General features: G+C 67.5%; 12 protein-coding genes. 2 read left to right on the top strand and 10 right to left on the bottom strand.

Features of this window, described 5'->3' with window-relative positions:
- Positions 1-106: 106 nt before the first annotated feature.
- Positions 107-1,711 (bottom strand): acetolactate synthase large subunit, encoded by a 1,605-nt coding sequence (locus tag ACLP25_RS19735; protein WP_442470861.1) that lies wholly within the window; start codon positions 1,709-1,711, stop codon positions 107-109.
- 314 nt (positions 1,712-2,025) lie between these two features.
- On the opposite strand from ACLP25_RS19735, the gene ACLP25_RS19730 reads away from it, so the two are divergent.
- Together ACLP25_RS19730 and ACLP25_RS19725 are read left to right on the top strand one after the other, a co-directional pair.
- Positions 2,026-2,499, top strand: a complete 474-nt coding sequence (locus ACLP25_RS19730; protein WP_442470860.1) for a nuclear transport factor 2 family protein — start codon at positions 2,026-2,028, stop codon at positions 2,497-2,499.
- Between the two features lie 76 nt (positions 2,500-2,575).
- Positions 2,576-2,725: a PEP-CTERM sorting domain-containing protein gene (locus ACLP25_RS19725; protein ID WP_442470859.1), complete on the top strand. Its 150-nt coding sequence runs from the start codon at positions 2,576-2,578 to the stop codon at positions 2,723-2,725.
- Between the two features lie 225 nt (positions 2,726-2,950).
- On the opposite strand, the gene ACLP25_RS19720 is transcribed toward ACLP25_RS19725, so the two are convergent.
- The 9 genes from ACLP25_RS19720 to ACLP25_RS19680 form a co-directional block, all read right to left on the bottom strand.
- Positions 2,951-3,205 (bottom strand): AbrB/MazE/SpoVT family DNA-binding domain-containing protein, encoded by a 255-nt coding sequence (locus tag ACLP25_RS19720; protein ID WP_442470858.1) that lies wholly within the window; start codon positions 3,203-3,205, stop codon positions 2,951-2,953.
- An 861-nt stretch (positions 3,206-4,066) separates the two neighbouring features.
- Positions 4,067-5,011: a 2-hydroxyacid dehydrogenase gene (locus ACLP25_RS19715; protein ID WP_442470857.1), complete on the bottom strand. Its 945-nt coding sequence runs from the start codon at positions 5,009-5,011 to the stop codon at positions 4,067-4,069.
- Positions 5,008-6,336 (bottom strand): thymidine phosphorylase, encoded by a 1,329-nt coding sequence (gene deoA / locus ACLP25_RS19710; protein WP_442470856.1) that lies wholly within the window; start codon positions 6,334-6,336, stop codon positions 5,008-5,010. The genes ACLP25_RS19715 and deoA overlap by 4 nt, the downstream gene beginning before the upstream one ends.
- A complete protein-coding gene (locus ACLP25_RS19705; RefSeq protein ID WP_442470855.1) occupies positions 6,333-7,154 on the bottom strand; it encodes a purine-nucleoside phosphorylase in 822 nt (273 codons plus the stop codon). The genes deoA and ACLP25_RS19705 overlap by 4 nt, the downstream gene beginning before the upstream one ends.
- 152 nt (positions 7,155-7,306) lie before the next feature.
- Positions 7,307-7,720: a cytidine deaminase gene (locus ACLP25_RS19700; RefSeq protein WP_442470854.1), complete on the bottom strand. Its 414-nt coding sequence runs from the start codon at positions 7,718-7,720 to the stop codon at positions 7,307-7,309.
- Entirely contained in the window at positions 7,704-8,675 is a 972-nt protein-coding gene (locus ACLP25_RS19695; RefSeq protein WP_442470853.1) for an ABC transporter permease, read from the bottom strand. Before ACLP25_RS19695 ends, ACLP25_RS19700 begins: the two co-directional genes overlap by 17 nt.
- 10 nt (positions 8,676-8,685) lie before the next feature.
- A complete protein-coding gene (locus tag ACLP25_RS19690) occupies positions 8,686-9,795 on the bottom strand; it encodes an ABC transporter permease (RefSeq protein ID WP_442470852.1) in 1,110 nt (369 codons plus the stop codon).
- Entirely contained in the window at positions 9,792-11,336 is a 1,545-nt protein-coding gene (locus ACLP25_RS19685) for an ABC transporter ATP-binding protein (RefSeq protein ID WP_442470851.1), read from the bottom strand. The genes ACLP25_RS19690 and ACLP25_RS19685 overlap by 4 nt, the downstream gene beginning before the upstream one ends.
- A 149-nt stretch (positions 11,337-11,485) precedes the next feature.
- A complete protein-coding gene (locus tag ACLP25_RS19680) occupies positions 11,486-12,475 on the bottom strand; it encodes a BMP family lipoprotein (RefSeq protein ID WP_442470878.1) in 990 nt (329 codons plus the stop codon).
- Positions 12,476-12,558: the final 83 nt, after the last annotated feature.

Genomic DNA, 12,558 nt, shown 5'->3' with positions numbered 1-12,558 from the left:
GCGCGACGATATTGAGCGCGGCCGGCGACGACGCCGCGGCGTTGTAATCGCGACCCGCCATACAGCGCCGCCGAAAAGAAGCGCTTGGGGATGCCCGCCTTGCGCCTCATCGCGACCGGTGGATGACCTCTTCGAGGAACCGGGCCTCCTTCGCGATCCCGACCGCGCATTCGATCAGCCGCGGACCTTTTTCGGCGAGCGCGGCCTGAAGCTTGCGATGAAAATCCTCGGCCGTCTCCGCCCGGCTCGCCGGCACGCCGAAACCGGAGGCGATCTGCGTCCAGTCGAGCGCGGGGCCGCCGAGGCTCAGCATCGACGTCATCTTCGCGTTGGCGTCGCCCTCGCGCACCCGCGCCAGCTCGATCCCGAGGATCGCGTAGGCGTCGTTCTTGAGCACGATCACGACGACGTCCGTCCGCTCCCGCGCCATCGACCACAGCGCCTGCACTGTATAGAGCCCGCTGCCGTCCGCCTGGAGGCAGACGACCTTCCGGTCCGGGCAGGCGATCGCCGCGCCGAGCGCCATCGGCAGACCGCCGCCGATCGCGCCGCCGGTCACCGGACTGAGGTAATCGTGCGCCCGGGCACCCTTGGTGGCGGCGAAGAGCGGCATGCCGTTGGTGGCGGCCTCGTCGACCAGAACGGCGTTCTCTGGCATCAAAATCGCGAGCGACTGGCCGATCGCCGCCGCGGTCAGCGCGCCGGCGGGCGCGGCGAACTCGGTCCGCGCCTGGCGGGGCGCTGCCATCTCCGTCGCGGCGGTCGCGTCGGCGAGCGCGCGAAGCGCCGCAGAAAGGTCCTCGTCCGTCGAAGCCATTTCGATGAGCGCGCATCCGGGCGGCGTCTTTAGCGTGGGCTTCCCCTTGTAGGCGAAGGTCGCGAACGGGAACGGCGCGCCGACGAAGATCAGCTGCTCGAACCGGGCCAGCGCCTGCAGGCACAGCTCGGGCAGGTAGGGGATCGGCTCGACCGGCGGCCGTCCCTCGCCGCGCTGAAGGAACCGCGAAGGGAAGGTCTCGCAGAACAGGGCCGCGCCCGTCTTGGCCGCGACGCGCGCCGCCGTCTCGAGCGCCTCGCCCTGGAGCGCGACGTTGCCGAGCACGAGGCCGGTCCGTTTGCCGGAGGCCAGCATGGCCGCCGCGCGTTCGATCGTTTCCGGCGCGGCCCCGGGACGCTCCGCCGGCAGCGGGGCGAGCGGCGGCGGATTGGCATCCTCCCAGTGCCGGTCGGTCGGCGCGACGATCGTGCAGACCTTGCCGGTTTTCGCCAGCGCCGCGGCCTTGGCGCCCAGTTCGCCGAGATGCGACGCGCTCAGCGCCTCCTGAGTCCAATGTGAAACCGGCCGCGCGAGATCGATGGCCCGCCCGTTGATCAGCTCATGCTCGGGAAAGTTCGCTTGATGGTAGGAGGCGTTCACGCCGACCACGTTGATCAGCGGCGTATCGGCGCGGCCCGCGTTGTGCAGCATCGCCATGCCGTTGGCGAAGCCGCTGGCGACATGCAGCAGGGTGAAGGCGGGCGCGCCGAGCATGCGTCCGTAGCCGTCGGCCGCGCCGGTCACCACGTCCTCCTGCAGGCAGAGCACCGGCCGCACCCGGTCGCTGAGGCCAATCTCGTAGACGAGCTGCATCTCCGAGGTGCCGGGATTGGCAAAGCAGGTCGACACGCCGGCGTCGACGAGAGCCTTCAAAAGGGATTGCGCGCCGTTCATCGTGCCGCTCCGGGACCGCCGAGGCTTTTGAGCCGCATCCGACCTACGCTCGGTCCGCTTGCGGCCAACATGATGGAACCGCCCGGTTTCGACAAGCCTCGGCCGGCCGAGGCGCGCGCGCTAGAAGCGTCTGTGTGTTGGGATAAGCTTTTCCTTTCCAGGGCGCGTAGCTCCATCCGGCCGTGCAGTCGCGCAAGGCGGCAGGCGTTTCCGGAAAGCCGTGAACCGGAAAAGGCGCAAAAATCCCATACGCGCTTTCCGCTCCGCCCGGGCGGATAGACGAACGAAGGTCCGCGCGAACCCATGAGGCCGCCATGACGGAACAACGCCCCCCATTCCCGCCGTTCACGCTGGAGACTGCGATCAAAAAGGTTCGCGGCGCCGAGGACGCCTGGAACAGCCGCGACCCCGAAAAGGCCGCGCTCGGCTACAGCGTCGACTGCCGGTGGCGGAACCGCGCCGAATTCATTCACGGCCGCGCTGAGATCATCGCCTTTCTCGCGCGGAAGTGGGCGAAGGAGCTGGACTACCGGCTGATCAAGGAGCTGTGGTGCTTCAACGGCAATCGCATCGCCGTGCGCTTCGCCTATGAATGGCGCGACGATTCCGGCAGCTGGTTCCGCAGTTACGGCAACGAGAACTGGGAGTACAACGCCGACGGACTCAACGTCCACCGACTCGCCAGCATCAACGATCTGCCGATCAAGGAAAGCGACCGGAAGTATCGCTGGGATCTGAGCGGCCCGCGGCCGGCCGATCATCCGGGCCTCAGCGACCTCGGCTTCTGACAGACCAACCTCACGCGGGGAAAGCCCAAAGTTTTTCGTGTTGAATTCTCCGCTGACTCATAGAAAAGTTGACGGTGTGGCAGAGCCGCTGGGCCCCGACATCTCGCTAACGATGGGAGTCCCCGAGCCTTCAACTTGGGCGATGATGCTCGCCGGCTCCGCAGCGCTCGGCCTTGGCGACTATCGCAAGCCGAAGGGCACAAGCACAGGCCTCTCGGCGATCTGACCGAAAGTCGGGTCGAAGCGAAGGGTGGCCCACAAATCGGGTACCCTGCGAAACGGACGTCATGGCCAGACTTGTCCGTGCCGCGACGGTCGAGGGCGTTTGGCAGCGGCCCTCCGTTATCCGGTCAACAAGCGCGCCTCGCCGCCAGTCGCGGCGATCAGGGCCACCGCGTCCCGGTCGAAGCTTGTGAACACGCCGCCGCCGGCGTTGTATCCGCCGTGATTCTCACCGACTGCCCGCCCAGCCGTCGCGGACAATCGCATTCATCTCTTCGATCGAGAGGGTTGGACCGCCAGCCTCTTTCAGAGAGCCGACCAATGCTTCAAGACTGGCGCTCGCCTCGGCTGCGCGCACCTCCGCGCGACCGGGAGCGACGAACTCGACCGTGACCTTGCCGCCCGGCCGAACGCCGAGCTGGTCCAGCACCGCCTTGCGCAGCGCGACCTGACCCTTGGAGGTGATTTTCAAAGTGCTTTTCATGGCACGGTTCGACGCGCATCGATCAGGAGGCGTTCAAGCGCCTCTGCGAGGAGTGTAAGGGATTCCCGCCTCGCTTTGAAACGCGGCGTACGCGGACACGAATCAATGCCCCGTTGCCGTCGTCCCCTGGCAGAAACACCACGCTGCCGAGATCCAATCCGACGCGGTTGGCGTATCCGAACCGTGCAGTGAAACACGAGTTCGGGCGCCTGGGTTGACAGCGGACTCACGCCCTGCCGCGACGTCAGGTCCGGATCGCTCGAAAGCCGCGCTTCCGGGCCGCTTGCGACGGCGGCCTCGGGAGCGCCCTACGCGCCGCGACGAACCATCGCCAGCGCCTGGACTCCTCTTGTTCGACCTCGATTCGGGCGGGCGGCCTTGCGCCGCGTCCTCCCGCGCGCCAAGACGATCCGGGCGCCGGGGACATGCCGGTCCTTGCTGTTGGAACGGAGAGAGGCGCGGCGCGACTTTTAATTGCGGAAAAGCAGAAAAATCGGTATGATTCTTTCATGCGAGCGCCAGACGAACCGGAAGCGGGTCGACGCCGTCGTCGCAGGGCGCGGCCGCTTTAAACGGAAAGGGGCCGCATGACGAAAAAAGATCGCCCGCGGATGCGCGTAACCCATTGAAAAGGCTCGTTTCGGTCGAGAGAATCCAAGGAATTCCAAGGAAATCCAAACGTCCGAAACCCGAGAATTTGCGGAGCCGTGACGCCGCCCCGCGCACGCCTGAGGAAATCCAAATGTCGCACGCCGACGGCGCCCGAGGCGACCGGCGCTGTCTTGGCCTCCAGGGATGAATGGGGTCGCCACATGAGGGTTCGACACCCCCGCGGACGGTCGCAATGATGGACATCACGGCCTAATATGCCCGCGCCCGATCCACCACGTTCTGAAGCGGCTCGCCCTGCTCGAACGCCTGGATCTGCCGGGCGGCGGCGGCGGCGATCGCGCCGGGCTCGGAAATCGCGGCGTTGTGCGGGCTCACATAAACGGCCGGGTGCGACCAGAGTGGCGAGTTTTTCGGCAGCGGCTCGCGCTCGAACACGTCCAGCGAGACGCCTTCGAGCAGGCCTTTCTCCAGCGCCGCGACGATGTCGGCCTCGACCTGCAGCCCGCCCCGGCCTGCGTTGATGAGCACCGGGCCGCCGAGCGGCCCGCCTTGTCTCAGCTGAGCCGACAGCGAAGCGTTGAGCATGCCGCGCGTATCGGGGGTCAGCGGTAGCAGGACCACGAGCATGTCGGTCAGCGCCAGCAGCCGCTTGAGCCCGTCGGGACCGCTGAACGAGTCGACGCCGTCAAGAACCTTGTGAGTCGCGCTCCAGCCGGCGACCTTGAAGCCCAGCGCCTTCAGCTTCGTCGCAGCGTCCGTTCCCAAGACGCCGAGGCCGAGCACGCCGACCTGGACTTCGGCCGCCCTCGGCTGCGCTTCGTCGTCGGCCCAAACCTTTTCGCGCTGCTGCCGCTCGTAGCGGCGCAACTGGCGCAGGTGGATCAGCGCATGCATGACGACCCACTCGCTCATCCGGTCGCGGAGGTCCGGATCGACGACCCGCACGATCGCCGCATCCGGCAGGGACGGATCGACAAACACGTGGTCGACGCCCGCGCCGAGCGAGAAAATGACCTCGAGGTTCGGCATGCCGTTCAGCGCCCCCGGCGGATGGCGCCAGGAGAGAACATAGCGGACGCTGGTCGGGTCTAATGGCTCGCCGAGCAAGACGAAGGGATGGTTCGGCAGCAGCGCCGCGAGCCGCGCGCGCCATTGCGCGGCGTCCATGTCCGGCGCCGCGAACAGGATGGTCATTGCGCCGGCAGTATGCGCTCGACCACCGGATCGCGGCGCCGGGGCGTCTCGTCGCCGAGACGGTAGGCTGCGCGCAGGCGCTGGGTGGCGGCTTCGGCCGAGGTCAGGTCGCGCGCGTGCACGAGCGCGAGCGGCCTTTCCGCGCCGAGTTCGTCGCCAAGGGCGGCCAATTTCGTCAGGCCGACCGAAGGGTCGATCGCGTCCGAGGCGCGCGCCCGGCCGCCGCCGAGTTCGACCACCGCGAGGCCGACCGCGCGCACGTCGACGCTCGTGACGATCCCGCCCTGCTCCGGCCACGCCTCGACGACGAGACCCGCGCGAGGCAGCAGGGCGGAGGCGCGGGCGATAATGTCGGTCGGGCCGCCGAGCGCCGCCACCATCCGCTCGAATCTTTCCGCCGCCGCGCCGGACTCGATCGTCCCGCGCAGCAGCATCTCGCCCTCCGGCGCCGTGCCCGCGAGGCCCGCCAGCCGCAGGAGCTCGCCGCCCAGAGCGAGCGTCACCTTGAGGAGCCGCGCGTCCTGGTGTTTGCCGGTCAAAAAGTCGATGGCGTTCTGCACCTCGACGGCGTTGCCGGCGGCGCTCGCGAGCGGCTCGTTCATGTCCGTGATCAGCGAAACGGTCGGCAGACCGGCGCCGGTCGCCACCGTCGCGATGCTTTCGGCCAGCTCCCGCGAGGCCTCCAGCGTCGGCATGAACGCGCCCGAGCCGGTCTTGACGTCCATCACCAGCCCTTCCAGGCCGGCCGCGAGTTTCTTCGACAAAATCGAGGCGGTGATGAGCGCGACCGATTCCACCGTCGCCGTCACGTCGCGGATGGCGTAGAGGCGCCGGTCGGCGGGAGCGAGCGTCTCCGTCTGGCCGATGATTGCGCAGCCGACGTCGCGCACGACCTGGCGGAAGCGCAAGAGATCGGGCTTGGTGTCGTAACCGGGGATGGAGTCGAGCTTGTCGAGCGTGCCGCCGGTATGGCCGAGGCCGCGGCCGGAGATCATCGGCACGAAGGCCCCGAGCGCCGCGAGCATCGGAGCGAGCATCAGCGAGACGTTGTCGCCGACGCCGCCGGTCGAATGCTTGTCGAGCAAGGGGCCCGCGAGGTCGAGCGGACCCCAGTCGATCGTCGTCCCCGACAGCGTCATCGCCTCGGTCAGCGCCACCCGTTCGGCAAGCGTCATGCCGCGGAAGAACACCGCCATGGCGAAGGCGGCGGCCTGGCCCTCGGTCACGTCGCCGCTGGTGAGCCCCGCGATGAACGCGCCGATTTCGGAGGCCGTCAGTTCGCGTCCGTCGCGCTTCAAGCGGATGATTTCCTGCGGAAGGATCATGAGGGTTTGGCCTCGTAGGAGCGAATGAAGGCGCGCAGCAGGCTCTTGAAGCGGTCGGCGGCGAGTCTGGCGTATTCCTGGGTCTCGTCGTGGCTCGGGTCGCCGCCGGCGAGCCCGGCCGCGTAGTTGGTCACGACCGAGACGGCGGCGACGCGCAATCCCGCGCGCCGGGCGAGGATCACCTCGGGAACGGTCGACATGCCGACGAGATCGGCCCCGAGCGTGCGCGCTGCGCGGATCTCTGCCGGCGTCTCGAAGCTCGGGCCCGAGAACCACATGTAGACGCCCTCGTGCAGCTCGACGTTGGACGTGCGTGCGGCGCGATGCAGCATCTCGATCAGGTCCGGATCATAGGCGCGGGTCAGCGGCACGAACCGGTCGGCGCCGGGGTGGCCGATCAGGGGGTTCGCTCCGGAGAAGTTGATGTGGTCGGTGATCGCGACCAGCGACGGCGGCCGCCATTCCGTGTTGAGCCCGCCGGCGGCGTTCGTCAGAAGAAGCGTCTCGCCGCCGAGGCTCTTGAAGGTGTCGATGGCGACCCGCATGACGCCCGCGTCGCCGCACTCGTAATAGTGGCCGCGCCCCTGGAAGAGCGCGACGCGCTTGCCCTCGACTGCGCCGACGACGAGCCGCCCGGCGTGGCCCTCGACGCTCGGAACCGGAAAGCCCGGGAGTTCCGAATAGGCGACGGCGACCGCGTCGGCCGCCTCGTCGGCGAAGGGGCCGAGACCCGAGCCGAGGACGATGCCGAGCGAAGGCAGGGTCTCGAGGCCGTGCTTCTTGAGGGCGACGATCGCGCCTCCAAAATCCTGATCCATGCGGCGGCTCCTTGGTGAAGTTGATCCTTCCCTCTTCTGCGAGGGAAGGCGGCGCGAAGCGCCGGAAGAGGCGCTCTGCGCCGCTCGTTCAACGTTCATCGCGCCCGAGTGTGCCAAACGCAGCGCGCATTTCTTCCTCCGGTAGGTCGCTCTCACCCCTTCAAATGCCCCGGCCCGAACGATTCCGGCAACAGCGCCGATAGCCGGAAGGTCGCGCGCACCCCCTCCGGGCCGGCGACGTGGACGACGGTCCTGTCGTCGGCGAATTCGCGGATGCGCTGGCGGCAGCCGCCGCAAGGCGTGCACAGCGCGTCGCCGTCGCCGACGACGCAGATTTCCGCGATGCGCCGCTCGCCCGCAGCCGCCATGGCGGCGATGGCGCTCGTCTCCGCGCACCAGCCCTCGGGATAAGCGGCGTTCTCGACATTGCCCCCGGCGTAGATCGCCCCGTCGGGCGTGCGCAGCGCCGCCCCGACGCGAAATTTTGAATAAGGCGCGTGGGCCTTGACCTGCGCGGCCCTGGCGGCGGCGAACAGCTCGGTGAGCGGGTCAGCGTTCCTTGACATAGGGGATTCCCGAGGCGCGCGGCGGGATCGCCTTGCCGATGAAGCCCGCGAGCAGGATGACGGTCAGCACGTAGGGCAGAGCCTCGATCGCCTGCACCGGCACCGGGCCGATCACCGGCAGTTCGACGCCCTGCAGCCGGATCGCCACAGCGTCGAGGAAGCCGAACAGAAGGCATGTGGCGAGGGCCGGCCACGGCCGCCATTTGGCAAAGACGAGCGCCGCGAGGGCGATGAATCCGCGTCCCGCCGACATGTGCGGCTGGAAATAGGCCTCCTGCGACAGCACAAGATAGACGCCGGCCAAGCCCACCAGCACGCCGCAGATGACGACCGCACTGTAGCGCAACGCCCGCACCGAAATGCCCGCCGTGTCGACGGCCGCCGGATTCTCGCCGACCGCGCGCAGCCGCAGGCCGAACCGGGTGCTGTAGAGCGCCCAATACGTGAGCGGGACCATCAGGAAAGCGACGTAGGTGATGAGGTCGTGGCCGGAGATCAGGTGCTGATAGATCGGCCCGACGATCGGGACCGCGCCGATCTCCCGCACGAAAGGCCATTCGATAGTGGCGAACTGCGCCGTATCGGGCAGTTGCGGCGTGCGGCCGCCTTGCTGCCAGATGGCGTTGCCGATCAGCGCGGTGAGCCCGTCGGCGACCATGTTGATCGCGGTGCCGGAGACGATCTGGTTGGCCCGCTGGTCGATCGAGGCGTAGCCGTGAATGAGCGAGAAGACGATGGTCGAGGCGACGCCGAGCGCGAGCCCGGCCCAGACGCTGCCGGTGAAGGTGGCCCCCACGGCCGAGCCGAAGGCGCCGACGAGGATCTTGCCTTCGAGGCCGATGTCGACCACGCCCGAGCGCTCGGACCATAGCCCCGCCAGGCACGCGAGGATCAGCGGAATGGCGAGCCGGATTCCCGAGGCGAAGACCACGATGAAGGCGTCGAACCCTTCCATGGCGCGGCCCTCAGATCGGCGGCTGGGTCGTGCGCCGCGCGAGCAGCGTCGCGACCGGGCGGCGGAACATGTGCTCGAGCGCGCCCGCGAACAGCACGACGAGGCCCTGGATCACCACGATCATGTCGCGGCTGATCTTCGGCTTGTCGAAGGCGAGCTCGGCCCCGCCCTGATAGAGCATGCCGAACAGGATCGCGGCGAGGATGATGCCGACCGGATGCGCCCGGCCCATCAGGGCCACCGCGATGCCGACGAAGCCGAAGCCCGCGGTGTATTCGAGGATGAGCCGGTGCTCCTCGCCCAGGATCACGTTGACCGCCATGCCGCCCGCGAGCGCGCCCGAGAGCAGGGTCGAGACGATGACCACGCGCTTCGGCGAAATGCCGCCGTAGACCGCCGCGGTCGGATTGGCGCCGACGGTGCGGATCTCGTAGCCGAGCCGGGTTCGCCAGATGAGAAGCCAAACGACCAACGCCGCCGCGAGCGCGAGCAAGAAGGAAAGGTTGAACGGCGTGACAGGCCAGTGGACGCCGAAATAAGCCAGGATTTCATGGAACTGCGGAACGCGGCCGGTTTCGGGAAACGCCGCGGTCTCGGCGTTCATCTGGCCCGGCACGCGCAGCACGTCGACGAGCAGGTAGCCCATGATGGCTGATGCGATATAGTTGAACATGATCGTCGTGATGACGATGTGGCTGTCGCGGTAGGCCTGCAGATAGCCCGGGATTGCCGCGAAGGCCGCGCCGAACAGGGCCGCAGCGAAGATCGCTGCGACGACCAGCGCATAGCCCGGAAGGAAGCCGAGGTGGAGCGCGGCGAGCGCCGCCCCAAGGCCCGCGATATAGGCCTGCCCCTCGACGCCGATGTTGAACAGGCCCGCATGGAAGCAGAGCGCCACCGCGAGGCCGGTGAAGATGAAGCTCGTCGCGTAATAGAGCGTGAATCCGATGCCTTCGAGATCGCCGAGCGCGCCGGTGATCAGGATCTGCACCGCCTCCAGCGGGTTCTCGCCGATCGCCAGCACGACGAAGCCCGAGATGATGAAGGCGGCCGCGACGTTGATCAGCGGAATGAGCGCGACGTCGGCCCATTGGGGCAGGGGCTTGAGAGGCGCACTCACGCGGCGCGCTCGCTGACGCCGGCCATCAGGAGGCCGAGGTCCTGGGCGTTGGTTTCCTCCGGTCTCCTCTCGCCTGTGATGCGCCCGCCGCACAGCACGATGATGCGGTCGGACAGGGCGAAGATCTCGTCGAGCTCGACCGACACCAGCAGCAGCGCCTTGCCGGCGTCGCGCTGGGCGACGATGCGCTTGTGGATGAACTCGATCGCGCCGATGTCGACCCCGCGGGTCGGCTGGCCGACCAGCATGATCTTCGGATTGCGCTCGATCTCGCGCGCCAGCACCAGCTTCTGCTGGTTGCCGCCCGAGAAATTGGCGGTCTTGAGCAACGGCGCGCGGGGCCGCACGTCGAACGCCTCCATCTTCTTGTCCGCGTCGGCGATGATCGCCTTGCGGTCGTAGAGCAGCCCCTTGCCGTAGACCGGCTCGTACTGGAAGCCGAGCATCGCGCTCTCGCAGGCCTCGAACGGCATGACGAGGCCGACGCGGTGCCGGTCTTCAGGCACATGCCCGACGCCAATGAGCCGTTCGTCGTGCGGATTGCGATTGGCGAAGGGGATGGGCTTCCCGTCGATCAGGATTTCTCCGGCGCTCAAGGGGCGGATGCCGGCGAGCGCCTCGAGCAGCTCCGACTGGCCGTTGCCGGCGACGCCCGCAACGCCGAGGATCTCACCCTCTCGCAGCGTGAAGGAGACGCCGTCGACCCGGACCACGTCGCGGTCGTCGCGCACGACGAGGTCCTTCGCCTCGAGCACCACTCTGCCGGGATGCGCCGCGCCCTTGTCGATCTTGAGGATCACCTTGCGCCCGACCATGGCGTCGGCGAGTTCGGGCGGCGAGGTCAAGGCGGTGTCGAAGGTCGCGACCATCTCCCCGCGCCGCATGACGGAGACGCGGTCGGTGAGGGTCACGATCTCGCGCAGCTTGTGGGTGATGAAGATGATGGTCTTGTTCTGGCTCTTTAGCACCCTGAGCATCTCGAACAGCTGGTCGGCCTCGGCGGGGGTGAGCACCGCGGTCGGCTCGTCGAGCACCAAAATTTCCGCGCCGCGCACAAGCGCCTTGAGGATCTCGACCCGCTGCTGCAGGCCGACCGACAGTTCTCCGACGATCGCCTCCGGGTCGACCTCGAGGCCGTATTCCTTGCCGAGCTCGGCGAGACGCATGCGGATGGCGCTCGCGCCACGCGCGAGCAGCGGGCCGCCCTCGGCGCCGAGCATAACGTTCTCGAGCACGCTGAGCGGCGGCACAAGCATGAAGTGCTGGTGCACCATGCCGATGCCGCAGTCGATCGCCTCGCGCGACGAGCGGATGCGCACGGGCCGACCGTTGACGCGGATCTCGCCCGAGTCGGCTTCGTAGAAGCCGTAAAGGATCGACATCAGCGTCGACTTGCCGGCGCCGTTCTCTCCGACGATGCCGTGGATGACGCCGCGCTCGACGCGAAGGTTGACGTTCTTGTTGGCGTGAACCGGGCCGAAGCTCTTGTTGATGCCGATGAGCTCGATGGCGGGAGGCGCCCCGCCGGCCGCAGATGTCACGCGATGCTCCTGACGGTCAGGATTCAAGGGACCCCGCTGGCGGCGCAATCGGCCGGCCCGCGAGGAGCGTCGTCGTTCCGTCGATCCCCGCGCCGGCGTCGAAATCGGCCGGTCTGCGCAGTGCGGGGAACGGGATCAGCGCAAGCGCCTTACATCGGGCACTTGTTGTCGGACATATAGTCGTGGATTTGAATCTTTCCGGAGATGATGTCCGCCTTGATCGCGTCGAGCTTGGCCTTGATCTCAGGCGTCAGCAGGCTCTTGTTGTACTCGTCGATGGCGTAATCGACCCCGCCGTCCTTCAGGCCGAGGACCTGAATGCCCGGCTTCCATATGCCGTCCTTAGCGTCCATGAACGACTTGTAGGTCGCGACGTCGACGTGCTTGAGCGCCGAGGTGAGGACCTTGCCTGGGAACATGTAATCCTGGTCGGAGTCGACGCCAATCGACAGCTTTCCGGCATCAGCGGCCGCTTTGAGCACGCCCTGTCCGGTCGAACCCGCCGCAGCGTAGACGACGTCGGCGCCGCGGTCGATCTGGGACTTAGCGAGTTCGCCGCCCTTGACCGGGTCGTTCCAGGCGGCCGGCGTCGTGCCGGTCATGTTGGCGAACACCTCGTCCTTGCCGTCAGAGGCGTATTTGACGCCCTGGGCGTAGCCGCACTCGAACTTGGAGATGAGAGGAATGTCCATCCCGCCGACGAAGCCGACCTTGCCGGTCTTGGACACCATGGCGGCAAGCGCGCCGACCAGGAACGAGCTTTCCTGCTCCTTGAACACGATCGACTGCACGTTGGGCTTGTCGACCACCATGTCGATGATGCCGAACTTGGTGTTGGGGAACTCGTCGGCGACCTTGCCGAGCGCGGTCGCCCAGGCGAAGCCGACCGTCATGATCGGCGAATAGCCGTCCTTGGCGAACTTGCGCAGAACCTGCTCGCGCTGGGCGTCGTTCTGGATCTCGAGGTCGCGGAACGCGACGCCGCTGTCCTTGGAGAACTTGGTCGCGCCGTTGAACACGCCTTCATTGAAGGATTTGTCGAATTTGCCGCCAAGATCGTAGACGACGGCCGGCTTGATGTCGGCGGCGAAGGCGGCCGTACACGCGATGAGGCTGCAACCGACCAGCGCGGCGGTCATGAACTTGGATGTGCGACCGAACATTCTCTACCTCCCGGTGCTGGCGACGGCCGACATCCGGCAGGCGCCACAAAAGCTGACCG

The organism is Roseiarcus sp., from assembly GCF_052145395.1.
GTDB lineage: Bacteria > Pseudomonadota > Alphaproteobacteria > Rhizobiales > Beijerinckiaceae > Roseiarcus.
This window is presented reverse-complemented; position numbering and strand designations above follow the sequence as displayed.